This window comes from Kushneria avicenniae (assembly GCF_900112585.1).
Taxonomy (GTDB): Bacteria; Pseudomonadota; Gammaproteobacteria; order Pseudomonadales; family Halomonadaceae; genus Kushneria; species Kushneria avicenniae.
In genome coordinates, this window is record NZ_FOLY01000003.1 from 57,836 (window position 1) to 83,740 (window position 25,905).

General features: G+C 63.1%; 20 protein-coding genes. 10 read left to right on the top strand and 10 right to left on the bottom strand.

All coding sequences use genetic code 11. The features are described from left to right. Nucleotides 1-190 precede the first annotated feature (190 nt). From BM079_RS06705 to BM079_RS06715, 3 genes are read left to right on the top strand one after another with little or no spacing between them, the layout of a single operon-like run. On the top strand, nt 191-1,951 hold the full coding sequence (locus BM079_RS06705) for an MFS transporter (RefSeq protein WP_090133223.1): 1,761 nt from the start codon (nt 191-193) through the stop codon (nt 1,949-1,951). A 36-nt stretch (nt 1,952-1,987) separates the two neighbouring features. Continuing rightward, the gene (locus tag BM079_RS06710; RefSeq protein ID WP_245742857.1) at nt 1,988-3,976 is read left to right on the top strand and encodes a RecQ family ATP-dependent DNA helicase; all 1,989 of its coding nucleotides are present in this window, start codon (nt 1,988-1,990) and stop codon (nt 3,974-3,976) included. 7 nt (nt 3,977-3,983) lie between these two features. After that, nucleotides 3,984-4,907, top strand: coding sequence for a histone deacetylase family protein (locus tag BM079_RS06715; protein ID WP_090132176.1), 924 nt, complete (start codon nt 3,984-3,986; stop codon nt 4,905-4,907). Here the strand turns inward: BM079_RS06715 and BM079_RS06720 are convergent. Further along, nucleotides 4,904-6,130: a nucleoside permease gene (locus BM079_RS06720; RefSeq protein WP_090132178.1), complete on the bottom strand. Its 1,227-nt coding sequence runs from the start codon at nt 6,128-6,130 to the stop codon at nt 4,904-4,906. The two genes, BM079_RS06715 and BM079_RS06720, sit on opposite strands and share 4 nt — an antisense overlap. Before the next feature lie 306 nt (nt 6,131-6,436). Here BM079_RS06720 and BM079_RS06725 point away from each other — a divergent pair, with 306 nt between their 5' ends. The 3 genes from BM079_RS06725 to BM079_RS06735 are packed head-to-tail and all read left to right on the top strand — an operon-like array spanning nt 6,437 to nt 9,647. Then, nucleotides 6,437-7,423, top strand: a complete 987-nt coding sequence (locus BM079_RS06725; protein WP_090132181.1) for a LacI family DNA-binding transcriptional regulator — start codon at nt 6,437-6,439, stop codon at nt 7,421-7,423. Nucleotides 7,424-7,458: 35 nt separating this feature from the next. Continuing rightward, nucleotides 7,459-8,535: a sugar phosphate isomerase/epimerase family protein gene (locus tag BM079_RS06730; RefSeq protein ID WP_090132183.1), complete on the top strand. Its 1,077-nt coding sequence runs from the start codon at nt 7,459-7,461 to the stop codon at nt 8,533-8,535. Next, a complete protein-coding gene (locus BM079_RS06735; protein WP_090132184.1) occupies nt 8,532-9,647 on the top strand; it encodes a Gfo/Idh/MocA family protein in 1,116 nt (371 codons plus the stop codon). Before BM079_RS06730 ends, BM079_RS06735 begins: the two co-directional genes overlap by 4 nt. A 162-nt stretch (nt 9,648-9,809) precedes the next feature. Here the strand turns inward: BM079_RS06735 and BM079_RS06740 are convergent, their stop codons facing one another. From BM079_RS06740 to hemC, 9 genes are all read right to left on the bottom strand, one after another. Next, a complete protein-coding gene (locus BM079_RS06740; RefSeq protein ID WP_175489628.1) occupies nt 9,810-10,601 on the bottom strand; it encodes a copper resistance protein B in 792 nt (263 codons plus the stop codon). Continuing rightward, nucleotides 10,594-12,456: a copper resistance system multicopper oxidase gene (locus BM079_RS06745; RefSeq protein ID WP_090132188.1), complete on the bottom strand. Its 1,863-nt coding sequence runs from the start codon at nt 12,454-12,456 to the stop codon at nt 10,594-10,596. Before BM079_RS06745 ends, BM079_RS06740 begins: the two co-directional genes overlap by 8 nt. Nucleotides 12,457-12,649: 193 nt before the next feature. Continuing rightward, nucleotides 12,650-13,969: an ATP-binding protein gene (locus tag BM079_RS06750; protein ID WP_245742858.1), complete on the bottom strand. Its 1,320-nt coding sequence runs from the start codon at nt 13,967-13,969 to the stop codon at nt 12,650-12,652. Beyond that, nucleotides 13,956-14,621, bottom strand: coding sequence for a response regulator (locus BM079_RS06755; RefSeq protein ID WP_090132190.1), 666 nt, complete (start codon nt 14,619-14,621; stop codon nt 13,956-13,958). Before BM079_RS06755 ends, BM079_RS06750 begins: the two co-directional genes overlap by 14 nt. 83 nt (nt 14,622-14,704) lie before the next feature. Then, nucleotides 14,705-17,416 (bottom strand): M16 family metallopeptidase, encoded by a 2,712-nt coding sequence (locus BM079_RS06760; RefSeq protein ID WP_245742859.1) that lies wholly within the window; start codon nt 17,414-17,416, stop codon nt 14,705-14,707. A gap of 128 nt (nt 17,417-17,544) precedes the next feature. Further along, nucleotides 17,545-18,765, bottom strand: a complete 1,221-nt coding sequence (locus BM079_RS06765; RefSeq protein ID WP_090132192.1) for a heme biosynthesis protein HemY — start codon at nt 18,763-18,765, stop codon at nt 17,545-17,547. Further along, entirely contained in the window at nt 18,762-20,021 is a 1,260-nt protein-coding gene (locus BM079_RS06770) for a uroporphyrinogen-III C-methyltransferase (protein WP_245742860.1), read from the bottom strand. Before BM079_RS06770 ends, BM079_RS06765 begins: the two co-directional genes overlap by 4 nt. A gap of 17 nt (nt 20,022-20,038) precedes the next feature. Continuing rightward, nucleotides 20,039-20,827 carry a uroporphyrinogen-III synthase gene (locus tag BM079_RS06775; RefSeq protein WP_090132194.1) on the bottom strand — a complete coding sequence of 263 codons (789 nt, stop codon included), beginning with the start codon at nt 20,825-20,827 and terminating at the stop codon, nt 20,039-20,041. 9 nt (nt 20,828-20,836) lie between these two features. Beyond that, a complete protein-coding gene (hemC, locus tag BM079_RS06780; protein WP_090132196.1) occupies nt 20,837-21,790 on the bottom strand; it encodes a hydroxymethylbilane synthase in 954 nt (317 codons plus the stop codon). 196 nt (nt 21,791-21,986) lie between these two features. Between hemC and argH the strand changes: the two genes are divergently transcribed. The 4 genes from argH to dapF are packed head-to-tail and all read left to right on the top strand — an operon-like array spanning nt 21,987 to nt 25,901. Then, nucleotides 21,987-23,414: an argininosuccinate lyase gene (gene argH / locus BM079_RS06785; protein ID WP_090132198.1), complete on the top strand. Its 1,428-nt coding sequence runs from the start codon at nt 21,987-21,989 to the stop codon at nt 23,412-23,414. Next, nucleotides 23,411-23,791: an LPS translocon maturation chaperone LptM gene (gene lptM / locus BM079_RS17035; RefSeq protein WP_090132201.1), complete on the top strand. Its 381-nt coding sequence runs from the start codon at nt 23,411-23,413 to the stop codon at nt 23,789-23,791. The genes argH and lptM overlap by 4 nt, the downstream gene beginning before the upstream one ends. Continuing rightward, a complete protein-coding gene (gene lysA, locus BM079_RS06795) occupies nt 23,788-25,074 on the top strand; it encodes a diaminopimelate decarboxylase (RefSeq protein WP_090132202.1) in 1,287 nt (428 codons plus the stop codon). The genes lptM and lysA overlap by 4 nt, the downstream gene beginning before the upstream one ends. After that, complete coding sequence (gene dapF / locus BM079_RS06800) at nt 25,071-25,901, top strand: diaminopimelate epimerase (protein ID WP_090132204.1); 831 nt, start codon at nt 25,071-25,073, stop codon at nt 25,899-25,901. Before lysA ends, dapF begins: the two co-directional genes overlap by 4 nt. Nucleotides 25,902-25,905 lie beyond the last annotated feature (4 nt).

Consider the following 25,905-nt stretch of genomic DNA (forward strand, 5'->3'; position numbering starts at 1 on the left):
ATGGCGTCTGCTCTGACAGGTGATGGACTACGACTTTAGCAGGAGGCGCCGCAGCGATTTTGATGCAGGGCAAACGGCCAGAAAAAGGCACCCTTCACGCCACCATGAAACGGCGTAACATGATCTCTTGCCCGGCCCGGTTCTGAACGTTATTGATCCGATCAGACGCTATCGACCCGAAGAGTGCCTCATGCTGCAACCCGTATCCCGCCAGAGTGACCTGACGCTCGAGAAGACCGCCATTCCGCCACGCCCGGACAATGTCAGTACCTGGGCCCCGCTGTCGATTCCCGCCTTTCGCATCATCTGGATCGCCAACCTCTTCGCCAACCTGGGCGTCTGGGCGCAATCGGTGGCTGCGGCCTGGGTGGTGACCTCGGCTCAGTCCAGCCCCGTCATGGTGGCCATGATCCAAGTCGCCGCCGCCGCGCCGCTGGTATTGATGTCGATCGTGACCGGAGTGATCGCCGACAACTACGACCGGCGCAAGGTGATGCTGTTCGGGCTGGCCATCGAGGTGCTGGGCGGGGTCTTTATCACCGTGATTGCGTTCATGGAGCTGCTCACACCAACGCTTCTGATCGCCTCGATTTTGTGTGTCTCCGTTGGCGGGGCCATCACGACACCGGCCTGGCAGGCAGCCGTGAACGAGCAGGTGCCTCGCAATCTGGTCAGCAGCGCCGTCCTGCTCAACAGCGTCAACTACAACGCCGCCCGCGCCATCGGCCCGGCCATCGGGGGCATGTTGCTGGCCGCGCTCGGGCCTGCCTGGATATTCCTGCTCAATGTCGTGTGCTTTTGCAGCCTGATCTGGGCACTGTGGCGCTGGCGACGCGCAGTGCCTAAAAAGCATCTGCCCCCCGAGCGGCTGTGGGAAGGGGTCAAGGCCGCCATCCACTTCACCCAGTACTCCAGCGTGACGCGCCTGATCATGCTGCGCTCGTTCATCTTCGGGATTTCGGCCAGCGCCATCTGGGCCCTGCTGCCGCTGCTGGCCCATGAGCACCCTGGCGGCAATGCCTCGCTGTATGGCTACATGCTGGGCGGGCTCGGCATCGGGGCGATTGCCGCCAGTACGCTGGTCAATCGGGCTCGAAGGCGGCTGGGCAGCAGTCGCCTGATCAGTCTGGCGGCCATGACCCTGGGTGGGGTGATGCTGGTGCTGGGAGCAGTCGATGCGCTCTGGGCCGTGTTTCCGGCCCTGATCATTGGCGGCAGCTGCTGGATTGCCGCGGTCGCGTCCTACAACTCTTCCGTACAGGTGCTCGTGCCGGACTGGGTCAAGGCCCGCGCCCTGGCGCTCTATCAGACGGCGCTCTACGCCGGATTGACGATGGGCTCGTTTCTCTGGGGACATATGGCCGAGAGCCTCGATACGCAGATGGCACTGTTGATGGCCGGTGGCCTGCTGCTGGCATCAGCACTGGTGTTTTTGCCCTCGCGCCTGCCGGCGCTGGACAGCGACAGCCTCATGGGCGCCCCGGAAACGCCGACCGAGGCGCCGGACTTCGAGTTTGACCCTGCCCGTGGCTCGGTGATGGTGACCATCGAATATCGCATTGATGCCGATCAGGTCCGCGACTTCGCCCGAGCCGTACGCGCACTGCGCCGGCTTCGACTGCGCAACGGGGCCAAACGCTGGTCACTGTATCGCGATGTGGAAGCGCGCGATCTATGGCAGGAGGTGTTTCTGGTGCCCAACTGGTTGCAGCATCTGCGCATGCAGGACCGCCAGACGCTGGCCGACCGCGCCATCATCGAACGGGTCACCGCCATGCATGTGGGCACCGAACCACCCCGCATCCGCCACGGCGTGAGCTATCGCACGGCCCGCTACGACAGCGAAGGCGCTGCCCTCAGGCCGGTGCAGACCACCGTTGAGGATGACCATGCGCCCTGGGCGCTTGAGGATCATCCCACGGCCCCTGACAGCGCCGCCTCCGGGCGTTAGGCTGTGCTGCCCTTCCCGCGATGACCGGAGCCCTGCATGCGTGCTGACATGACCGCCGCCCACCACAGCCTGACCACGGTCTTCGGCCTTGAAGACTTTCGCGGCGGCCAGGCCCCGGTCATCGAGCGGGTACTGGCCGGGCGCTCCACGGCCGCCATCTTTGCCACCGGCGCCGGCAAGTCGTTGTGTTATCAGCTGCCAGCGATACACCTGTCCCATCTGACACTGGTGATCTCGCCGCTTCTGGCGCTGATGCAGGACCAGCTCGCCTTTCTGAAGTCCCGCGGTATCGCGGCTGAAAGCATCGACTCGACCATGGACCGCGATGCCGTACGCGAGGTGATGACGCATGCCCGCCAGGGGGAACTGAAAATCCTGATGGTGTCGGTCGAGCGGCTGCGCAACGAACGCTTTCGCCACTTTCTCCATCAGATCCCGATCTCGCTGATGGTGATCGACGAGGCCCACTGTATCTCCGAGTGGGGCCACAATTTTCGCCCGGACTATCTGCGTCTGCCCGAGTACCAGCGCGAGTTCAATATTCCCCAGGCGCTGCTGCTGACTGCCACGGCCACGCCCGATGTCATCAGGGACATGCAGCGAAGCTTTGCCATCGATCAGGGCGATGTCATTACCACCGGCTTTTATCGCCCCAACCTGAATCTGCAGGTGCGCCCGGTGGCACAGCCGCAGCGTCTTGACGCGCTGATCACATGGCTGGCCCCGCAGCAGGTGGCGGGTCAGGAAGCGGCCACCATCATCTATGTCACCCTGCAGCAGAGTGCCGAGACGCTGGCGCGCGCCCTGTCGGCCCGAGGAATCGGGACGCGTGCCTATCACGCCGGCCTGGGCGCCGAGGCGCGCGACGAGATTCAGCAAGCGTTCATGCGCGGTGAAGTGCCGGTGATTGTGGCAACCATTGCCTTCGGAATGGGCATCGACAAGCGCGATATTCGCAACGTCGTGCATTTTGACCTGCCCAAGTCGATCGAAAACTACAGCCAGGAAATCGGCCGTGCCGGCCGTGACGGTGCATCCTCGACCTGCCTGATGCTGGCCGGTCGTGACGGGCTGGGCGTACTGGAGAATTTCACGCACGGCGACACGCCCGAGCGCGAGGGCATCCAGCGGGTACTGGAGGAGATCAGGGCGGCAGGGCAGACACCGGAGCGTCAGTGGCCGGTCGTGATGAATACGCTCTCGCGAGACAGCAATATCCGGGCACTGCCGCTCAAGACCCTGCTGGTACGCCTTGAAATGCAGGAAGTGATCGCGCCCCGCTTTACCTATCTGGCCGAATATCGCCTGCGCTACGTGCTGCCTCCGCAGGCGCTGGCGGCGCAGTTCGAAGGCGAGCGCGCAGGGTTTGTCCGGTTGATCATCGACAACATTCCCATGGCCCGCACCTGGGGAACCGTGGATTTCGAACGCCTTCATCAGGCCGGGCTGGCCACCGGCATTGAAGCCACGCGCTCCCGCGTCATCACCGCGCTGGAATACTTTCAGGACAAGGGCTGGGTGGTGCTGGAGGGCAAGCGCATGACGGATGTCTTCGAAGTCTGCCAACCCGATATCGACCCACCAGGCCTGGCGCGCGAGCTGTACGACGGCTTTTGCCACCGCGAGCAGTCCGACATCGAGCGGCTATCAAAAATGCTGGCACTGTTTGAGACCGACACCTGCCTGTCCCGGCGCCTGGCGCTGCACTTTGGCGATTCGCATGTGCCCGAGCGGTGCGGTCACTGCTCGGTGTGTGACGGTCATGTGGCCCGGCTGCCGGCCCTGCCGATCGCCACGCCGCTCGAGGAGATCGACCTAGAGGCTCTGGCCGAGCCCTTCATCGAGCGTCATCAGGCGCACTTCCAGCGCCCGCCGACGCCGGAGCGGGTTGCGCACTTTCTCTGTGGGCTGGCCATGCCGATATTTACCCCACTCAAGGTACGCGGGCTTGCCGCGTTCGGCGCGCTGGAGGGCTATCCGTACCCGCAGGTACGTGCCAGAACCGAACAGATTCTGACGGCATGAGGCCTGGATGCGTCTGCCGCTGATTCATCACCCGGGCTATACGTTTGACTGGCCCGAACGCCATCCCTTCCCGATGGCCAAGTTTCGGGCCCTGCGCCAGAGGCTCTCGGCACTGGGCTTCGATGATGACCCGGTCATCGAATGGATCGCGCCAACCCCGCCCACCAGCCCCCAGCTGCTGCGGGCCCATACGCCGGAGTATCTGCAGATCTTCTATCTGGGCGACAGCGACCCGAAGGCCAGACAGCGCAGCGGTTTTCCCTGGTCGCCGGCACTGGTCGAGCGCACCCTGCTGGAAGTAGGCGGCACACTGGCAACCCTCGAGGCCGCACTGAACACCGGGCTGGCCTGCAACACCGCTGGCGGCACACATCATGCCTATCCCGACGCGGCCAGTGGCTACTGCCTGCTCAATGATCTGGCCGTGGCTGCGCACGAGGCCATGGCGGTTTACGGCGTTCGAAAAATTCTGATCATCGACTGCGATGTTCATCAGGGCGATGGCACCGCGTATGCCTTCCGTCACGACCCCAGGGTGTTCACCTTTTCGATCCACGGGGCGCAAAACTTTCCGTTCACCAAGCGCCAGAGCGATCTGGATGTGGCCCTGCCCCGTGGGACAGGGAACGCGGCATACATGTCAGCCCTGGCGCAGCACCTGCCCTCCCTGTTCGAGCAGGTCCGCCCCGAGCTGGTGCTCTATGATGCCGGCGCCGATGTCCACTCAGGAGATCGACTGGGGCATTTTGAACTCGATGATGCGGGCATGACGCAGCGGGAGACGTATGTGCTGGAGCAGTGTCTGGCGGCGGGCGTCCCCACCGCCGCCGTGATCGGCGGCGGCTACGACCGTGACCTGGCCGCGCTGGCCGATCGCCATGCGCGGCTTCATTGCGTGGCCCGCTCATTATGGTTATCGCGTTTCGACTAGCGGTCGGTAGACACACCCGAGCCCTGACGGTCCTTGAACAGCAGGGCAAACAGCACCAGCACACCCAGTGCAAAGAGCGACGGGAACAGCCAGATGGACTGCCAGTCGGTCGCGCCGGCATTGGCGAAATGCTCCGTGATCCAGCCCGCCACCTGGAAGCCGATCAGCATGCCCACCCCATAGGTCGCCAGGGTAATCATGCCCTGCGCCGAACTCTTGACGTGTTCGCCTGCCCGGGCATCGGTATAGATCTGCCCCGAGACAAAGAAGAAGTCATAGCACACGCCGTGCAGCGCGATCCCGACCAGCAGCATGAACGCCACCCCATCGGCATCGCCAAAGGCGAACAGCAGATAGCGCAGACTCCAGGCCAGCATGCCCACCAGCAGGGTCAGCTTGATCCCGAAACGCTTGATGAAAAGAGGCAGCAGCAGCATGAACAGCACTTCCGACAACTGACCCAGGGTCATCTTGCCGGTGGGGTTGGTCATGCCGATGTCGGCCAGGAAGGGATTGGCGTTCTGGTAATAGAACGCCAGCGGGATACAGATCAGAATCGAGGCCACAAAGAAGATGGCGTAATGACGATCCCTGAGCAGTTTCAGGGCATCCAGACCCAGCACATCCCTGAGTTGTGACCCCCGCTCGGCACGCGGGGGCGTGGCCGGCAGCGTGAAGCTGTAAAGCCCCAGCAGCAGCGAGGCGATGGCACTCATCAGGAAGGTGTAACGCAGCGCGCCGGCTTCGATCGAGGCGCCCGAATCCCAGGAGAACACAAAGCTGATGACCAGACCGGCGATGATCCAGCCGATGGTGCCCCAGACACGTATGCGGGCAAATTCACGGGCCGGGTCGGTCATCTGACGAAAGGAGACCGCATTGACCAGTGCCAGCGTCGGCATGTAAAGGATCATGTACAGCAGCACCAGCGGATAAAAGGCGGTGAAGTCGTCACTGCGATAGAGCGCGAACAGCAGCCCTGCGCCGGCCAGGTGCAGCACCCCGAGCAATCGCTCGGCATTGAAGTAGCGATCGGCAATCAGCCCGATGATGAAAGGCGCAATGATCGCTCCCCAGGACTGGGTCGAAAAGGCCATGCCGATCTGTCCGCCAGAGGCGCTCAGATTGCTGCCCAGGAAGGTGCCAAGCGTGACAAACCACCCCCCCCATATGAAGAACTGCAGAAACATCATGATGCCGAGTCGTGAACGAAGCATTGTCATTGACTGATCCCCTCTACCTGCCCGCTCATGGGTTGCTTCAAAACATTCTCGGCCGAGCGCCTGGAAGCAGAACCCGCTTTATTGTAAACGTTTACATTTAACGCTTTCCAAAACTACGTTAGAACGCGCGTCAGTAATATCCGCAAAAGGTCCAGGATGCTTCAATCATCTCGACATGACCGCCCTGTTGAACCAGTATGGGCAGATAAGGATGTGTGAAAGCCGTTCGTCATGTTGTCTGGCATCTCTTCCTGCCCTGAATATGGATCAGGCTTATTGTGAAAACGTTTACCTTGAGTCTTCAGGATGTCGATTAACAAAGTGGCTCGCGAAGCCGGTGTATCGATTGCAACCGTCTCAAGAGTCATCAATAACACCGGCGCTGTACGGCCCAGTACGCGGGAGCGGGTGGAAGCCGCCATCGCCACGCTTGGCTACAGCGCCAACCGACTGGCGCGCAACCTGCGTACGGCGGAAAGCCGCCTGATACTGGTGCTGGTGCCGGATTACAGTAATCCCTTCTATGCGGGCATCGTCCGGGGGATTGATGCCGAAGCGGGACGCCGGGGCTATCACATGCTGCTGTGCGACACCGGCGCCGATCCCGATGCCCAGCGCACCTATCTGGAACTTCTGACCAATCGGATGGCCGATGGCGCCATTTGTCTGGACCCCGACAGCATTCAGGCCCTGACGGGCGAACAGACCCGCCATCTGCCCTGGGTGGCCTGCTGTGAGTTTGATGCCGCCAGCGGCGTGCCCTGGGTCGGGATCGACAATGCACGTGCCGCGACGGACGCCGTTCGCTTTCTGATTGAACGCGGCCGACGACACATCGCGATGATCGGCGGCGATGAGCGCTTCATGTACGCCCGCGAGCGACGCCGGGGCTATCTGACCGCACTGGAAGAGGCCGGGCTGACACCGCCCCCGGGAAGCCCTCTGGATACCTTCGAACCCGATTTCGATGATGGCTATCGGCTGACCACAAGGCTGCTGTCGGCCTCGCCCCGCTGCGATGCCCTCTTTGCCGCGTCTGACCCGCTGGCCGTGGGTGCCATGCAGGCCGTTCACGATGCGGGGCTGAAGGTCCCCGATGACATCGCCATTATCGGCTTCGACAATATTCCGCTGGCTGCCATGGTGCGCCCCAGACTGACGACGGTGGCCCAGCCGATGCAACGGCTGGGCGAGAATGCCGCACGCCTGCTGCTCGAACAGCTCAACGATCCGGAGCTGCCGCCAGCAGGCACTCTGCTTGAACATGAACTCATCGTCCGGGAAAGCGCCTGACGCTCACCGGATCGGACCAAGGAGGCATGAAAACGATGAAATCACTCAAGGGCCCCGGGCTGTTTCTCGCCCAGTTCGTGGGCGAAAAGCCCCCGTTTGACACGCTCGAAGGGTTGGCCGAGTGGGCTGCCGGACACGGCTATCGTGGCGTACAGATCCCCAGCGGTGAATCCCGGCTGTTCGATCTGGCGAAGGCCGCTGATAGCCAGGCCTACTGCGACGATGTACTGGCCACCCTCGATCGCCATGGCCTGCAGCCCACGGACCTGTCAGTACACCTGCAGGGCCAACTGGTGGCGGTGCACCCGGCCTATGATCAGTTGATGGACGGCTTTGCCCCGCCCGAACTGCGCGGCCAGCCCGATGCGCGTCAGCAGTGGGCCTGCGACCAGATCAGACTGGCGGCCCGGGCCTCGAACCGACTCGGCCTGACCACCCTGCCGGCCTTTTCCGGCGCCCTGGCCTGGCCCTACCTCTACCCGTTCCCGCAGCGCCCGCCCGGTCTGGTCGAGGCCGCCTTCGAGGAGCTGGCATGGCGCTGGCGACCGCTGCTGGATGCCTGCGATGAACAGGGCGTGGATCTGTGCTTCGAGCTGCATCCCGGCGAGGATCTCTTTGATGGCACGACCTTCGAGCGTTTCCTGGACGCCGTGGACCATCACCCCAGAGCGCAACTGCTCTATGACCCGAGCCACATGCTGCTGCAGCAGCTCGACTACCTCGGCTTCATTGACCGCTATCACGACCGCATCCGCGCCTTTCACGTCAAGGATGCCGAATTTCGACCCTCTCCCAGCCAGGGCGTCTATGGCGGCTATAGCGGCTGGGTGGAACGTGCCGGGCGGTTCCGCTCGCTGGGTGATGGCCAGATCGACTTCGGTGCCATCTTCTCGAAGCTGGCGCAGTACGGCTATGACGGCTGGGCGGTGCTGGAGTGGGAGTGTGCGCTCAAGCATCCGGAACAGGGCGCCCGTGAAGGGGCTGAATTCATCCGCCGCCACATGATCGATGTGGCCGAAAACGCTTTTGATGACTTTGCCGGCGTCACGCTGGACAGCGCTCAGCGCCGCCAGTTGCTGGGTCTGAAGGAACAACCGGGAGATCAATCATGACGGCTCCGATTCGCATCGGCATGGTCGGTGGCGGTTTCATGGGCCGTGTGCACCGCATGGCTCAACGCCTGGACGGCGAGTATCAGCTGGTCGCCGGCGCGTTTTCCGCCGACCCCGACAAGGCGCGCAGCAGCGGTGAGGCCCTTCACCTCGACCCGGACAGGGTCTATACCGACTTTGCCACCATGGCCGAACGGGAGGCTGCCCGCGAGGACGGCATTGATGTCGTCAGCATCGTGACCCCCAATCATCTGCACGCCCCGATCGCCCGTGCCTTTATCGAAGCCGGCATCCATGTCATCTGCGAGAAACCGCTGGCCGTGTCGCTCGAAGAAGCGCTGTCACTGCGCGCACTGGTCAAAAAGCACGGCGTGCAGCTGCTTTTGACGCACAACTACTCGGGCTATCCGGCCATCCGTCGCGCCAGAGAGCTGGTCCGTCAGGGCGCGCTGGGCGAGCTGCGGCTGGTACAGGTGGACTATGCCCAGGACTGGCTGAGCGAAGCCGGCAATGAAGGCTGGCGCGGCGACCCGACACTGGCCGGCCCGGCAGGCGCGCTGGGGGATATCGGCACTCACGCCTGGCAACTGGCCGACTATGTCGTCGGTCAGGACATCGAGACCCTGAGCGCTGATCTGCACACGTTCGTCCCCGGACGACAGCTGGACGACGCCGCCCAGGCCATGCTGCGTTACCGGGGCGGTGCCCGCGGGCGCCTGTCGGTCAGCCAGGTCTCGCCGGGCAATAACAACCGTCTGCAGCTGGCGGTGTACGGCAGCCGGGGTGGCCTGTATTTCGATCAGGAAAGCCCTGAAACGCTGTGGTTCGCAGAACTGGGCGAGCCGATGCAGCGCCTGTCTCGCAACGGCCCCGGCAGTGGCCCGGCGGATCAACATGCCAGCCGTGTCCCGGCCGGCCATCCCGAGGGCTATCTCGAAGCCTTTGCCCAGCTGTATCGCGACTTTGCCTGCCATCTGCGTGGCGAGCTGCCTGCCGACGTGACGCTTCCCGATGTCGATACCGGCTGTCGGGGGCTTGCCTTTGTCGAGGCCATGCTGGCCAGTGCCCGCGCGGATAGCGCCTGGACCGCTTTGGCGTACCCGGAAGAGTGATCGCAGGGGATTGAACGTATCACCGTTACGTTCGGCTTCCAGAGCCCCTGGAAGCCGAGCCTGCCGGGCCGGCCAGTGTCTCGGCAAAGGGGGAGAGATGGCCGTAGCGCACGTCGCGTCAATCACCGAGACGCTTGCCGCCGATAAAGCTCTGCGGCGTGGTCAGTACCAGACCCGAAGCCCGGCCACCAGCGACGTCGTCGACTCATTCCGGTCGTGATCGCGCTCGTGACTGATACCCATATAGGGGGCCACTTCACGCATCAGTTCATAGCGCAGCCGCAGCCCTGCTTCAGTGCTGTTGATCCCCTGCTCACGCTCATATTCGGGCACATCCTGCAGCGATGCATTGATTTCAACGCGCGGCTGCAGAATCAGTCGCTGAGTCAGGCGCATGTCATATTCGAATTCGCCTCGCAGGCTGACGTCCCCCTCCTCGCTGGCAAAGAGCGCCACATCGGTCTCGATCATGCCCGGGGCCGTGCCCTGCATGCCCAGCACGCCATAGGCGCGATCAGGATCGGGATTGACGTCATATCTCACTCCGGTCTGCAGACTCCAGAACGGCGCGACCAGATGACTGTACAGGGCCTGAAACTCGGTGCTTTCGGGCGAGCCATTGCTGACAGGCCCCTCTCCTTCGGTTTTCCACACGAACCGGTTTCGATCATTGCCCCACCAGCCCTGAGCATCCCATAGCCAGGCATCCGGACTGCCCGAGCCACTGCGATACTCCAGACGATCCACCATGACCTGACTATAGAGCGCATCATCATGGACGGGCTCCTCCCAGTTCCTCGGGGCGCCGCTACGCGGATTGACCGGTCCATCGGGGGTGACACTCTCCGGTGATGCGCGACCGGGCAGCGTCGGCTCAGCATGCGCCATCATGGGCGTCAGCAGCAGGGTTGTCGTCATCGACAGAGCCGGCAGGATCAGGCGTTGATCAGACATGATGGGCGGCCTCCTGCGGACGTACCTGCACGACCCGGAACATGCCGGCATCCATGTGATACAGCAGATGACAGTGAAAGGCCCATCGTCCCGGCTCATCGGCCGTCACCAGCAGTGACACCCGCGATGCCGGCAATACGCTGATGGTGTGCTTGAACGGTAGATGCCCGTCCTGACCATTTTCCAGCTCCATGAACATGCCATGCAGATGGATGGGGTGCTCCATCATGGTGTCATTGACCAGCACCAGTCGAATGCGCTCACCATAGGGAAACTCGAGGGGCGTGGACTGCGAATATTCACGACCATCAAAGGACCACATGTAACGCTCCATGTTACCGGTCAGATGCAATTCGATGGTGCGCGAGGGCGGGCGCCGGTCACGCATGGCCTCGACATTGCGCAGCTGGCTGTAGACCAGCACGCGATGATCGACCTCGGCCAGTCCGGTGCCGGGCTCATCAAGCCGATCGTACTGTACCTGCGCGACGCTGATGTTACCGGCACCGTGATGATCTGCATTGTGGCGAGCAACGACGCCACTGGCAGCGCCATGCTCATCGGAATCGGCATGACCACCGGAATCGTCATGGCGACCCATGTGTGACGTCATATCCTCATGGGACATATCGCCCATACTGTCATGGGACATGTTCATGTCCTTTCCCATGCCCATGTCTTTTTCCATGTTCATGTCCATCGCCATGCCCATGTCCTTCATGGTTCGCCGGGGAGGCTGGCGCAGCGGGGGCACCTCGGCCCTCAGCCCGGGGCGCGATGCGAGCGTTCCCACTGCAAAACCGCTGCGATCCATCGATTCCGCCATCAGGGTAAAGGCAAGCGCATCGCGGGGCTCAACCATCACATCGTAGGTTTCCGCCACACCGATCTGGAACTCATCAATGTCAACCGGCACCACCTCCTTGCCATCGGCCGCCACCACCGTCATGACCAGCCCCGGAATGCGAAAGTTGAAGTAACTCATCGCCGAGGCATTGATCACCCGCAGCCGGAGACGCTCACCCGGTGTAAAAAGCCCCTCCCAGCCCACCGCCGGATGGCGCCCGTTCATGAGATAGGTGTAGGTCGAGCCGGTCACATCCGCGATATCACGAGGGCTCATGCGCATGTTATTCCAGGCGAGACGGTCGCGAAGCGTCGCGGCCCAGCCCTTTTTATCCACATGCTCGAAAAAATCCCCGACGGTGCGCTCATGATGGTTGTAATAATCACTCTGACTCTTGAGCCGCGCCATGACCCGATGAGGGTCCTCAAAGGTCCAGTCATTGAGCATGATGACGTATTCCCGATCGACACGATGTCGCGGTGGCTCGGCAGGATGAATGATCAGCGGGCCGGTAAGGCCGGTTTGCTCCTGCATGCCGGAATGACTGTGGTACCAGTAGGTACCGTTCTGACGCACCGGAAATCGGGCCTCGAAGCTTGTGCCCGGCGCGATACCCGGAAAGGAGACTCCCGGGACGCCATCCATCTGAAAGGGCAGCAGCAGGCCATGCCAGTGAATCGAGGTGTCCTCGTCCAGATGGTTATGGACACGCAGAGACGCGTTCTGTCCTTCCCAGAACTCGATCAGGGGCGCCGGAATCACATGATTGACCGTGACCCCGGCGCCATGTCCGCTGGCGATGGCCACCTGCTCGCGCCGCACGTTGAAATCCAGCGATACCGACCGTGAGGCGCCACCGTTGACCTGCCCGATCAGTCCGGCACGCGGCGAAAGCGCATCCCCCCGGGCATATCCCGGCAACAGACCTTCAAGACCCGCCAGAACGCCGGTACCGGCCAGGGCCATTAGCAGACGGCGTCGCTCGCGGTCCATCGAATGATGTGTCATGGCGTGTCGAACCCGATAGGATAGAGAGTGAACCTGCGCCACACATTGACCTCGGCGTCGTCACCGCGGCAGGTGATCGACCAGCCCCGGGTTCACCGCTGGAGCAGGCACAACGCATGGCGTCAGGTAGTGGTGTCTCTATCCTGCAGGCACTCCCTGAGAGGAGCCTGAAAGAAACGCACTCGAAGCGCGGTTATCGGGCAGGCGGGAAATCGATATCGATGCGCAGCCCGCCCATCGAGGCTCTCGCGTAGCGTATCCGGCCACCATAGCGCTCCATGAGCTGCGCCAGAATGGAGAGTCCCAGCCCGTGACCGTGACGCTGTTCATCCAGACGCCAGCCACGCTGACCGAGCCGAGGCAATCGCGCCTCCGGTACGCCGGGGCCGTCATCTTCGAGTCTCAAACCGGGCGGATGGCTGCAAAGGGTCAGCTCAACGCGCTGGCGCCCCCATTTACCGGCGTTATCCAGCACAATGCCCAGCATTTCCATACCATCCTGGCGCTCCATGGGCAGCTGGTAATCAGCGGTGTGCGTCCCGGCCTCCAGGGCAAACATGACCTCGGGATAGAGCGACGAAAACATCTCGAGCAGGGAGTTGATGTCCGACATTGTCGTGCACTGCTGCCCGGTGTGCGGACCGGCAATGCGCGAACGCCGCAGCTCGGCATCCAGCTTTTCATCGATGTCGTCAAGACGCTCCAGAAGACGTGCCCGCCGCGTCTCATCCAGCGTGCGACGTGAACGCAACGACTGAATGACGGCCGTCAGTGGCGTCCTGATGGCATGCGACAGATTGGCCAGCGACTCCCGCGAGCGCTGCTGGCGCCGCTCCTGATCATCCAGAAAGGCGTTGAGCTGTTCGATCGGCGCATCCAGCTCGGAAACCGTTTCGATTTCAAGGCGCGCGCGCGTCCCCCGCTGCAGCTCGACCAGCTGGCGGGCCAGGCGTGAAAAGGGACGCAGTGCTCGATTGACGGCCACCAGATTCAGCAACAGCAGCACCAGAAGCACCGCAGCGGAGATGGCGCCAATCCACAGGTGCAGGCGTGCAAGCCCCCGCTCAACGCTGGCAAAATCTTCCCCGATGACCAGGGTAGCGGGATGCCCGTCCAGCATGAAGCGGGTACGCCAGAGCAGAAGCCGGTGATCGCGCCACTGCACTTCTTCTGCCTGCTCGGTGGGGCCTTTCAGCAAGGGGGCCAATGCTGACATCAGATCGGGATGAGAGCTCTGAACATGACCCTCTGCGTCCAGCAGATAGAAGTGATGAAAGATTTCGACATTGCCGGTCACCGTCCGAGCCATTGGTCTTTCAGGATCATTGGTGTTCTGAAGATGCCGGACGCTGTAGAGCGCCTCCTGCTGCAGTCGATCGGACAGAAACTCGCGCGCCAGGCGGTCGAGCAGCATGCCATGCAACAGCCAGGTCAGAGCGACCACCATCAGCGCCACAATGGCCAGCGTCCCCAGCAGGCGCAGGCGAAGGCTGCGTCGATCAGGCCGAAACAAGCATGTACCCCTCACCCCGTCGGGTCACGATGCGTTCGCGCCCAAGGCGATGGCGTAACCGCGCAATGTAGACCTCGATCAGATTCGGTGCGGCCGCATCCTGCTCAAGCGCATACAGCTGATCCAGCAGGTGACGCTTGGAGTGAACACGGTCGGGATAATGCATGAGATAGCGAAGCAGGCGAAACTCGGTCGAGGTCAGCACCTGCCATGCTCCCTGCCCCAGCCGATACTGCTGACGATCCTCGTCAAGGGAGATGTCGTTGACTTCCAGAACGCTGGCCATGGCGCCCGAGTGCCGGCGCAGCAACGCCTGCAGGCGTGCCAGCAGCTCCTCTTCATGAAAGGGTTTAACAAGATAATCATCGGCACCGGCGCGCAGCCCCTCCACCTTGTCGGTCCAGCCATCACGAGCCGTCAGAATCAGTATGGGCACCGACCAGCGCCGGGCCCGCCACTGTTTCAAAAGCTCGAGTCCCGACCCGTCCGGCAACCCGAGATCAAGAATGACCAGCGAATAGTCTTCGGTTCCCGCCAGCGCGCGGGCTGCGTGGACCGTGGCCGAGATATCCGTGCTGTAACCGGCGTCTTCCAGACACTCGGCCAGACTCTCCGACAGGAGTGCATCATCTTCCACCAGCAAGAGCTTCATCAAGATTCCCTGAGCGTCCAGCGCCTCGATGATCCAGACTGCACCGCCTGCCTGAATGCCGGCTGAAACCGGACGTCTGCCGGTTACTGCATTGCAGGCCCCCGAACCCCGGTGACAAACCCGTCCGGGCGAATGTGGGCCCTGAAGGCCTCCTGCACGTCATCGCTGGTCAGCTTTACGAACTGCTCTGCGGCGCGGGTCGTGGCGTCCAGAGGCTTGTCGGAGAGCGCCAGATTCAGCAGCGAGCTGCTGATGGCACCGTAACTTGCCGCCTGCATCGGCATGGCACGCAGCAGGATACTCTTGGCCCGATGCAATTCACTGTCGCTGACCGGCTCGTTCTGCATCCGCTTCAGGTTCTGAACGACCAGATCCCTTGCCCGGGCGGCCTTGTCAGGGTCACTGCCAAAGCTGACATTAAAACGCCCACGATGGGCATCCAGACTCAGATTCGAACTGACGCCGTAGACCAGACCGCGCTTTTCTCGCAGGTCCTGATGCAGGCGCGAGGCGAAATCACCGCTGAGGACCTGATTGCCCAGAAACAGCGCAAACCGGTCAGGGCTGTCGCGATTCACATTGAGCATCTGTGACATGATGACCTGCGACTGGCTGGCGGCACTGTCGGGCGTGTGATAGGCACCGGCGGCGTTGAGCGCCACTGACGGATACTCTACATCAGGCTGTTGCCCTTGCGCCTGCCAGTCACCGAAGTAACGCTCGACCTGATCACGCACCTGCTCGGGATTGACGTCGCCGACCACCACCATTGTGGTCATGTCCGGACGCGAAATACGCGCAAAGTACTGTTTAACGTCCTCGAGCGTGATGCTGTCGAGGGTTTCGGGCGTCGCGTGTCGCTGCTGGGGGTCATCCTCGGGCAACAATGCCCCGAGCATGGCATAGGCGTTCTGGAAACCCGGGCTTTCCAGACGGCCCGGCAGCGCCTGGACGCTCTGCTGCCTGATGGTATTAAAGGCCTCTTCGGAAAAATTCGGGTGGAGCTGATGGTCGGCCAGCAGCGCCAGTCCCTCATCAAGGTGCGCCTTCGGCACGACCAGCCCAAAGCTGGTGCCGGCGCTCTCCTCGGCGCCCAGCGCATCGACAGCGGCGCGCAGCGCTCGGCGATCCAGCGTCTGGCTGCCGTAACCGTACATGCCTTCCAGAATATCGCTGACTCCCTCCTTGCCCGGGGGCATCTGCACATTGGCGTTGGTATCGATGGCGCCACTCACCATGACGCGGTCACTGGCGGTCTCGGGCTGGACGATCAGGCGCAGACCGTTGTCCAGTCGATAGTCCTTTGGCGCAAGCGTCGAGACCGGGATATCGAGATTATCAAAGGCGTGCTCGGCCCAGGTCGGCAGCTCGACCGGCCCCTCGGGCGCCGACGTCAGATTCTCGGGCTCGCCATAGCCTTCGCTGCTGGTCGGGGCACCGGACGCTTCCGGCGTCAGTATTGCAGTCACCGCCCGCTCGGGAGTCAGGAGTCTTTTGGCGAGTGCGTTGACGTCATCCACCGTGACCGCTTCATACTGCGCCTTCATATCCTGCGGGGAGTCGAGTCCGCGCTTGATCAGGGCATCAGACCAGGCACTGGCCAGCCCGGAGACCGATTCGCGACTGGCATCCACCTCGGCAATGATTCGGCGTTTGGCGGCCTCGACCAGCGAAGGATCCACGCCGGTTTTGACCACGTCCGCAATGATCTCCTGCATACGGGCCCTGATCGGCGCCGGGTCACCGCCGCGGGGAAAGACACCGACGGCCATGGCCAGACCCGCGTGTGGCTGCAGCTGACCGCCCATGCCCCCCGCCAGTGCCGTGCCGTCATAACCCATGGCGGTCAGTTCCCCGCGCTCGGAGCCCAGCACATCCAGCAGTACCTGGGTTGCCGCAAAGTCGTCGTCCTGAAGGCCCGGTGTACGCCAGCCCATATAGATCGAACCGTAGGGGCTGTTGGTCGGCAGCTCGATGGTGCGCGCGGTGACTGGCTCGAAGTCAAAGTCGGGCCGCTCGGGCAGCGTTTTCTCGGGAATATCGCCAAAAAGGGTTTTTACCTGGCCGAGCGCCTGCTGCGGGTCCACGTCGCCGGCAATCACCAGCGTGGCGTTATTGGGCACGTACCACTGATCGTGGAACGCCTTCAGATCGGCCGCGGTAGTGTTGTCGAAGGAATCACGCGTGCCAAGCGGCGTCCAGGCGTAGGGCGTCCCGCGATAGAGTTCACCGACCAGCTGCGTATAAAAACGAAAGGCCGGATTGGAGAGATTGCCCGACACCTCCTGCTCGATGGCACCGCGCTCCTGTGCCCAGTCCGCTTCGCTCATATCGACCGCCTTCATGCGCGAAGCCTCGATGTTCAAAGCCACGTTCAGGTCATCGGCCGGCACGGTAAAGTGATACTGAGTGCGGTCATTTTCGGTAAAGGCATTCATGTTGCCGCCCATATTGGCCGAAATGACGGAAAGCTGATCCTTTGACAGGCCCGGTCCTCCGCGAAACATCATGTGCTCGACGGCGTGCGCGGTACCGGGAAACTCACTGGACGCTTCGCTGGAACCGACGTGGTAATTGACCTGAGTAGTCACTACCGGCGCCAGATCACTGTGCACGATTACGACCTCGAGACCGTTATCAAGCGTGGTGCGCAGGACGTCATCCGGCTGTTCCTGCGCCTGAGCGATCCCGATACTCGCCACGACCAGACACAGCCCCGCAAGAAGACGCCTCGACCGTGAGACTCCGCTCCACCCGCGGGAGCTGACGTTATCCATGATGCCTGCTGACTGCATGCTCGCTGATCCTTGAGACCCTGTTTCACCACACGGCCGCTTGCCGGACCGTACGGACTGACCTGAAAAGACGTGACATCGCCATGAAAAAGAGCGCCCGGGGGCGCTCTATCAGTAAACCATCGAGACTAGCTGGTATGCTCGCTGGGTTGCGGCAGGGCCGGCAACGAACGATCCAGCAGCTCCACGCTCTTGCGATAATAGTGCTGGCTCTTGCTGTGCTGGCCCAGACTGGCATAAAGCCTTGCCAGCTCGGCGCAGGCCACACCGCTGGGCCGCTGGCGGTGGCTGGCCTCGAAGTACTCCTGCGACTTGCCCCAGTAGGCGTTGCGCAGCGACAGCCGCCCCAGCGCCATCAGAAGCTCCGGATCGTTGGGACGCTCCTGCAACCATTTCTCGGCGGTCACCAGCTGACGCTCGGGCTCGACGGACAGCAGACCGTAGTGCGCCACCAGCCGGCTGTCCCAGCGGCTGCGCAGCGACTGACGGATCATGCTTTCGGCTTCGCCGGCGTCGTTGCCGCGCTCCAGAATGGCCGCCTGCAGGAGCACCAGATCCACATCGCCCTTGAGCGATTCCGGCATCTCGGCCCAGAGCGTGCGGGCCCGATCCGTGTCCTGTTGCTGATCGGCCTGGGTCAGCAACGCCAGATAGGTGCGACGCTCGAGCGTTTTGCGCTCTTCCTCGCTGATCAGGTCGTGACGCTCGAGCTTCGGCAGGAGCTGTCGCATACCTTCCCAGTCTTCCACGTTGAGATAGGCCTGTTTGAGCAGCTTGAGCACCTGCGGATGCTCGGGCATCTGGGTCTGAAGACGGGTCAGGGTGGCCAGCGCCTGCTCGGACTGCTGACGATCCAGCATCAGCTGAGCCTGCATCAACCCCACGGCGCTGTCGGCGCCCTCGGTGCTGTTGTGCGCCTTTTTCAACAGCTCGTCCGCCTGCTCGTGACGGCCCTGATAATGCGCTGCCAGTGCCGCGGAGAGATAGTTGACCAGCGGCGTGGAGGAGTCCTCGGCCGAGCGGGTCAGCGACTGCTCGGCGCGCTTCCAGCGGCCCTCGGCCAGCGCCACCAGTCCCTTGACGGTACGGTGCATGGCCTGACGGTTGCGGGTACGGGCATTCCACAGCTTCATGCGGCTGACCGGACGGCGCAGGCGCCAGAGCAGGCGCAGGACGAAATGCACCACCAGAAACAGCGCGAACAGCAGCAGCAGCCCGAACCAGAAGGAGGTCTGCAGCGAGATGTCGCCGACCCGGATCAGGATGTAGCCCGGCGTGGACATCATCAGCTGGCCGATCAGCGCCCCGGCCGCCAGCCCGACGACAATGAACAGGATCAGCTTTCTCATGAGGACGCCCCCTGCCCGCTGTTCTGGCCACTACGACGGGCGCTCTGCAGCTTGTTGATCGCCTCGATCGAGCCGCTGATATCGGGCAGCTCAGGGCTGATGTTCTGCTGACCCAGCTGTTCAAGCTGGTCGCGCAGGCGCTGAACGTTGCTGTCCTCGGTGCGGAAGTAGGTCGTGATCAGCGTCTCGGCACGCTCGAGGCTGTCCTGATAGATCTCCTGGTTACTGCGCATCACGCCCAGCTGTGCCTGTTCAAGCAGCAGGCGCACGTTCTGGCGCAGATAGCCTTCCTGGGTCGGCGTGATCAGCGCTTCCAGCGGCTCGTCATGACGACGTACCGTCACCAGATCCTTGAGCTGGGTGCCCATGCGCGAGAGCTGCTCGCGCCAGCCACCACTGAAGAGCGAGCCATCATCCTGCTGGGCCGCCAAGGCCTCGCTTTCCTGAGAGAGCGGCAGCTCGTCAACACGATCGGCCATCGCGGACAGCGTCAGGAAAAGACCGTTGTGATCGACGTTGGGCAGGCTTTCCAGCTGTGAAAGCTCTGAGGCGATCGCCCGACGAACCGGCAGCTGGGCCGGGTTGTCGATCTGCTGAAGCCGCCGGTCAGCGGTTTCAAGCAGCGAACGAGCACCGCTGACGTCACGCTCGAGCTGCAGGCGCTGGTTGGCCATGCGCAGCAGGTATTCGATTTCGGCGCTCTGCCACTGACGCTCATCGGTCTGCTGGCTGCGCGTGAGCTCTTCCATCACGCGCGACAGCGCCTGATCATTGTCCTCGAGCTGTGACGCAAGCTGGTTGATACGCTGATCGCGCGAGTCGAGGGCGCTTGAGACCTCACGAGAGGACTGGCTGCTGCTCTGCTGAACCTGATTGACGTCCTGGCGCAGCTGATCCATCTCGTTGCGCTGCTGCTCGAACAGCCAGGCACCGAAGCCGAGCGCTGCCAGAGCCAGCAACAGCAGGACAAGCAGGATGGGCAACATGACCGAGCGCCGCCCTTTCTTCTGACGCGGGCGGTTCTCGGGGCGCATGTCACCGGGTTCAAACGGGCGACCGCTGCTGCTGACCCCGGTTTCCGGCGAGGCCGTGTCGCCGGTACGTGCGCCCTCTCCGGTCACCGCGGCGTTTTCCGCCGCGCCCCCTGTCCCGGTGCCGGCACTCGTCGAGGCACCGGTGGCAGACGTACCGCCAGTGGCGGCACTGTCGGAAGAAGCCTTGCTGCGATCGTCGTTATCGTTTTCCTGCTTGCTCATTTATCGCTGCCCTTTTTTTAATCGGGTATGCCCGGCGCCTGCTGCCAGGCCATGGCCGAGGTCTCTGCCAATGTCTGCGGCGTGGCATCGCCGGCAATGAAAACACATTCAAAATGACATCTGCCTGCCATTGTAGCCAATCGCTGACTGGAAACGACCAGCGGTCGCGTCCGGGCCACCGGGGTACACCATTGTTCAAGGTACTCAATCTGCTCCTGACTGGTCACGATCAATACCGCAAACTCCCCTCGCGCCAGTCGCTCGCGGGCCGTCTCATCGGGTGGCTGAAGCCGGCGCTCATAGAGTGCCAGTCGAGACACCCGGGCGCCACGCTCGGTCAGTGTCTGCTCAATCAGCTCACGCCCCCCTTCCCCGCATACCAGCGCGATGCGCACGCCCTCGACGGCCTGAAGGCCGGGCAGCGCCAGAAGCGCCTCACTGGCACTGCCACTGCCCGGTGCCGGGGCGCTGACCTCAACGCCCAGCCCCGTTTTCAACACCTCGGCGGTACTTACCCCGGTGGCATGAAACTCCAGACCCATGGGCAGCTGAGGCCAGCGCGCCTCGATGGCCTCGATCAGACAACCGGCGGCAAACGGGCTGGTGCAGATAATGTGGCTGAAATCATCCAGATCATACAGGAGCGTACGCGCCTGTGGGCCCGGCTCGCGTGCGACCAAAGTCATGATCTCCAGCGAGCAGGGCTCAAGACCGACCCACACGAGTGCCTCCTCCAGCGCCTGTGCACGGGCACCGGGGCGGGCGATCAGGGCAACACGGTCATGATTCGAGGGCGATCGAGACATGTCAGATTTTCAGCGCGGTGGCCGCTCGTCAGCATACACGGCATCAAGGATAGCGCCGGCCCCACGGGCCAGCAGATCCTCGGCCACCCGAATGCCCAGCGTTTCCGGGTCGTCGGCCGGACCACGCGCTTCGGCATGGATGACCTGAGAGCCGTCAGGCGCCCCGACCAGCGCCCGCAGCCACAGCGTCTGGTTATCATCTTCCAGCACCGCATAGCCGCCGATGGGCACCTGGCAGCCGCCTTCCAGTCGCGTGTTCATGGCGCGCTCGGCCAGCACCTGCAGGCTGGAGAGCGGATCGATCAACGGAGCGATCAGAGCCCGCAGAGCCTCGTCATCGCTGCGACACTCGATGCCCAGCGCCCCCTGACCGCAGGCCGGCAGCATCACTTCCGGCGCCAGACGCTCGGCAATACGCATGTCCAGATTGAGCCGCTCAAGCCCGGAGGTGGCCAGGATGATGGCGTCAAACTCGCCGCCATCCAGCTTGCTCAGCCGGGTCTGCACGTTGCCGCGCAGGCTGAGCACCTCCAGGTCAGGGCGGGCGGCGCGAATCTGCAGCGCGCGACGCAGGCTTGAAGTACCGATACGCGCGCCCTGCGGCAAGGCATCGAAATTCGGATAATCATTGGAAACAAACGCATCCGTCGGCGCACCGCGATCCAGAATCGCATGCAGACCCAGCCCGTCCGGAAAGCTCATCGGCACGTCCTTCATGGAGTGCACAGCGATATCGGCAAGCCCTGCCAGCATCGCCTCCTCGAGCTCCTTGACGAACAGCCCCTTGCCGCCGACCTTGGCCAGCGGCGTATCCAGAATGCGGTCCCCGCGCGTGGACATGCCGACAAGCTCGACCTCGATGCCCGGATGCAGGGCCTCAAGGCGAGACTTGACGTGTTCCGCCTGCCACAGGGCGAGCTGACTCTTGCGGGTGGCAATTCTGATCGTGGCTCTGTCGGACACGAGCGCTCCTGATAGCGGTCAAAACGAGGAGGGCATGATAAAGCAGTGGCGCCCGGCAAAAAACAGTCATCACCTGCCTCGACGGGCGTGTGGCCTGCCGACAGGCCATCGACTTCTTGTTACACTGGCGCGCCCATGGAGGCGGCAATGTCCCGGCCTCCCGGTCCCGACCCTTTCGATGCAGGATCGCCAGCAGATGACACAAACCACCAATCAATCCTGGGGCGGTCGCTTCAGCGAGCCGACCGACGCCTTCGTGGCGGCCTTTACCGCCTCCATCGGCTTCGACCAGCGCCTTTATCATCACGACATCCGCGGCTCGATTGCCCATGCCACCATGCTGGCTGGCGTCGGCGTGCTGACCACGGATGAGCGTGACGCCATCGTGAGCGGCCTTGAGCAGATCGAGGCCGAGATCGAGCGCGGCGAGATCGAGTGGTCCGTGGCGCTTGAAGATATTCACATGAACATCGAGGCGCGTCTGACCGAGCGCATCGGCATTGTCGGCAAGAAGCTGCATACCGGCCGCTCGCGCAACGACCAGATCGCCACCGACATTCGCCTGTATCTGCGTGACGGCATCGATGCCGTGGCCGGCGAACTCTCGCGTCTGCGCCGGGGCCTGATCGAGCTGGCCGAGCGCGAGGCCGACACCATCATGCCGGGCTTTACCCATCTGCAAAGCGCTCAGCCGGTAACCTTCGGCCATCACCTGCTGGCCTGGCAGGAGATGATCGCCCGTGACCAGGAGCGTCTGCTCGACGCCCGCAAGCGAGTCAACATCATGCCGCTGGGCGCTGCAGCGCTGGCCGGCACGACCTATCCGATTGATCGTCACGTGACCGCCGAGCTGCTGGGCTTTGAGCGCCCGGCCGAGAACTCGCTGGACGCGGTCAGTGATCGCGACTTCGCCATCGAATTCACCTCGTTTGCCAGCCTTTTGATGATGCACCTGTCGCGCATGAGCGAAGAGCTGGTGCTCTGGACCAGCGCCCAGTTTGATTTCATCGACCTGCCCGATCGCTTCTGCACCGGTTCCTCGATCATGCCGCAGAAGAAAAACCCCGACGTGCCCGAGCTGGTGCGCGGCAAGACCGGGCGTGTCTACGGCCACATGATGAGCCTTCTGACCCTGATGAAGTCCCAGCCGCTGGCCTACAACAAGGACAATCAGGAGGACAAGGAGCCGCTGTTCGATACGCTCGACACCGTGCTTGGCTCCCTGCGCGCCTTTGGCGACATGATCCCGGCAGTCCGCGCCAAAAGCGACAACATGTACGTCGCGGCCAAACGCGGCTTCGCCACCGCCACCGATCTCGCCGATTACCTGGTGCGTCAGGGCGTGGCCTTCCGCGATGCCCACGAAATCGTCGGCAAGGCGGTTGCCTTTGGTATCGAAAAAGGTCGCGATCTGTCCGAGATGACGCTCGAAGAGCTGCAACGCTTCTCTGACAGCATCCGGGATGACATCTTCGAGGTGCTGACCCTGGAAGGCTCGGTAGCCGCGCGCAATCACATCGGCGGCACGGCCCCCGATCAGGTCCGCGCCGCGGCCCAGCGCGCCCGCGAGGCACTGGCGACGCTCCCTGCCCACGCCCTTGATCAGAAGGAGGCTACCCAATGAACCGTCTGCTGATGGCCATGATGGCCGCTCTGGTACTGGTCGGCTGCGGCCAGACCGGCCCGCTCTATATGCCTGATAACCAACAGGCCCGCGACCGATACGACCCGCAGGGTGACTACGGTCCACAGGGCAACCAGGAACAGGAAGGTGCGCAGCAGGACAACGCCCAGCCGAACGATGCACAGCAAAACGATGCACAGCAAAACAATGCACCGCAAAACAATGCACCGCAGAACGATAACGCTGAAGGCCAGAGCGCGGTCAGCGTTCCCGAAGGCGACAGCAGCCCCGAAACCACGACGGCAGGTCAGGTCGGCGGTGCCGCCTCGACCGGGGCGCCTGCTGCACCGGCCGCTGCCGGTCAGGGGGGCACATGAGCACGCATTTTGTCTGGCATGATGAGCAGCTTCACGTCGAGCAGCTGCCGCTTTCAAGCGTGGCCGAGCGCTTCGGCACGCCCTGCTATGTCTATTCAGCTGCCGCCTTTCGCCAGCACTTTCTGGATTATGCCCGGCCGCTCGAGGGCACGCGTCATCTGATCTGCTACGCCCTCAAGACCAACTCGAACCTGGCCATTCTCAACCTGCTGGCCCGTCTGGGGGCAGGCTTTGACATCGTCTCTATCGGTGAGCTCGAGCGCGTGCTGGCCGCCGGCGGCGACCCGGGCCGGGTGGTCTTTTCCGGTGTCGGCAAGCGCGAGGACGAAATGGTCCGGGCGCTGGAGGCGGGCATCAAGTGCTTCAACGTCGAATCCGAAGCCGAGCTTGAGCGCCTCAACGAGGTGGCCGGGCGTTGCGATCAGGTGGCTGCGATCTCTATCCGGGTCAATCCGGATGTCGATGCCCGTACGCATCCGTATATCTCCACCGGACTCAAGGACAACAAGTTCGGCATCGCAATTGCCGATGCCGAACGCGTCTATCAGCGCGCCGCTGCGCTGAGTCATGTCAACCCGGTCGGCATTGACTGCCATATCGGCTCGCAGCTCACCGAGCTCTCGCCGTTTCTGGACGCACTGGATCGCCTGCTCACCCTGTATGATCGGCTCTCGGAGCTGGACATTCACATCGAGCATCTGGATCTGGGCGGTGGTCTGGGCGTGGATTATGCCGGCGAGACGCCGCCGCCGGTGGCGGACTATATCGCCGCCCTGCGCCAGCGCATCGGCAGCCGCGGCGTCGAACTGATCTTCGAGCCCGGCCGCTCGATCGCCGCCAATGCCGGTGTCCTGCTGACCCGGGTCGAGTATTTAAAGCCCGGCGAGGCGAAAAACTTTGCCATCGTCGACGCAGCGATGAACGATCTGATTCGGCCGACGCTCTATCAGGCCTGGCAGAACATCACCGGCGTGGACCGGCGCGCGACGCGCGAGATGAAGCACTGGGACATCGTTGGTCCGGTGTGCGAGTCCGGTGACTATCTGGGCAAGGATCGGGAGCTTGCCATTGCCCAGGGCGATCTGCTGGCGGTGCATTCCGCCGGTGCCTACGGTTTCGTGATGGCGTCGAACTACAACACCCGGTCGCGGCCGCCGGAGGTCATGGTGGTCGGTGATCAGATGCATCTGGTGCGCGAGCGCGAACCCCTGCAGACGCTCTGGGCCGGTGAGGCACTGCTGCCGGAGGCGGCCATCGCCCCGCAGGGAAGTCACGCCTCATGATGCTGCATTTCACCAAGATGCACGGGCTGGGCAACGACTTCATGGTGGTCGATCTGGTCACCCAGCGGGCGCGGCTGGACAGCGAGCGCATTCGCGCGCTGGCCGACCGACGCTTTGGCATCGGCTTCGATCAACTGCTGCTGGTCGAGCCACCGCTGCGTCCGGACATGGACTTTCGCTATCGTATCTTCAACGCCGACGGCAGCGAAGTGGAAAACTGCGGCAACGGTGCCCGCTGTTTTGCCCGCTTCGTGCTGGATCAGAAGCTCACTGCCAAACGCGAGATTGCTGTTCAGACCGCCGGTGGCAATCTGCTGCTGAAGGTGGTTGACGACGGTCGGGTTCGTGTCGATATGGGGGCGCCCCGTTTCGCGCCTGCCGACATTCCGCTGACGGCCGACGCCCCGGCGCATGACTACGCGCTGGACGTCGACGGTGAAACGGTGCATCTGGACGCCCTGTCGATGGGCAACCCCCATGCCGTGATCGACGTTGACAGCGTCGATCACGCACCGGTGGCGACCCTCGGGCCGCGCATCGAGGCGCATCCGCGCTTCCCCAGGCGCGTCAACGTGGGCTTCATGGAGATCGTGTCCCGCCAGAGCGTGCGGCTGCGGGTGTTCGAGCGCGGCGTGGGCGAGACCCTGGCCTGCGGCACCGGCGCCTGCGCCGCCGTGGTCAGCGGCATTCGCCGCGGCCTGCTGGATCAGCACGTTGACGTGACCCTGCCCGGCGGTACCCTGAGCATCGAGTGGGCAGGTCCGGAACATCCGGTCATCATGACCGGGCCGGCCGAGCGCGTCTTTGACGGGCGTATCGTGATATAGCATG

What these genes read in the sequence shown, in the direction of transcription:
- BM079_RS06705 (WP_090133223.1), top strand. Translation starts at nt 191, where the DNA reads ATGCTGCAACCCGTATCCCGCCAGAGTGACCTGACGCTCGAGAAGACC.
- BM079_RS06710 (WP_245742857.1), top strand. Translation starts at nt 1,988, where the DNA reads ATGCGTGCTGACATGACCGCCGCCCACCACAGCCTGACCACGGTCTTC.
- BM079_RS06715 (WP_090132176.1), top strand. Translation starts at nt 3,984, where the DNA reads ATGCGTCTGCCGCTGATTCATCACCCGGGCTATACGTTTGACTGGCCC.
- BM079_RS06720 (WP_090132178.1), bottom strand. Translation starts at nt 6,130, where the DNA reads ATGACAATGCTTCGTTCACGACTCGGCATCATGATGTTTCTGCAGTTC.
- BM079_RS06725 (WP_090132181.1), top strand. Translation starts at nt 6,437, where the DNA reads ATGTCGATTAACAAAGTGGCTCGCGAAGCCGGTGTATCGATTGCAACC.
- BM079_RS06730 (WP_090132183.1), top strand. Translation starts at nt 7,459, where the DNA reads ATGAAATCACTCAAGGGCCCCGGGCTGTTTCTCGCCCAGTTCGTGGGC.
- BM079_RS06735 (WP_090132184.1), top strand. Translation starts at nt 8,532, where the DNA reads ATGACGGCTCCGATTCGCATCGGCATGGTCGGTGGCGGTTTCATGGGC.
- BM079_RS06740 (WP_175489628.1), bottom strand. Translation starts at nt 10,601, where the DNA reads ATGTCTGATCAACGCCTGATCCTGCCGGCTCTGTCGATGACGACAACC.
- BM079_RS06745 (WP_090132188.1), bottom strand. Translation starts at nt 12,456, where the DNA reads ATGACACATCATTCGATGGACCGCGAGCGACGCCGTCTGCTAATGGCC.
- BM079_RS06755 (WP_090132190.1), bottom strand. Translation starts at nt 14,621, where the DNA reads ATGAAGCTCTTGCTGGTGGAAGATGATGCACTCCTGTCGGAGAGTCTG.
- BM079_RS06760 (WP_245742859.1), bottom strand. Translation starts at nt 17,416, where the DNA reads ATGCAGTCAGCAGGCATCATGGATAACGTCAGCTCCCGCGGGTGGAGC.
- BM079_RS06765 (WP_090132192.1), bottom strand. Translation starts at nt 18,765, where the DNA reads ATGAGAAAGCTGATCCTGTTCATTGTCGTCGGGCTGGCGGCCGGGGCG.
- BM079_RS06770 (WP_245742860.1), bottom strand. Translation starts at nt 20,021, where the DNA reads ATGAGCAAGCAGGAAAACGATAACGACGATCGCAGCAAGGCTTCTTCC.
- BM079_RS06775 (WP_090132194.1), bottom strand. Translation starts at nt 20,827, where the DNA reads ATGTCTCGATCGCCCTCGAATCATGACCGTGTTGCCCTGATCGCCCGC.
- argH (WP_090132198.1), top strand. Translation starts at nt 21,987, where the DNA reads ATGACACAAACCACCAATCAATCCTGGGGCGGTCGCTTCAGCGAGCCG.
- lptM (WP_090132201.1), top strand. Translation starts at nt 23,411, where the DNA reads ATGAACCGTCTGCTGATGGCCATGATGGCCGCTCTGGTACTGGTCGGC.
- lysA (WP_090132202.1), top strand. Translation starts at nt 23,788, where the DNA reads ATGAGCACGCATTTTGTCTGGCATGATGAGCAGCTTCACGTCGAGCAG.
- dapF (WP_090132204.1), top strand. Translation starts at nt 25,071, where the DNA reads ATGATGCTGCATTTCACCAAGATGCACGGGCTGGGCAACGACTTCATG.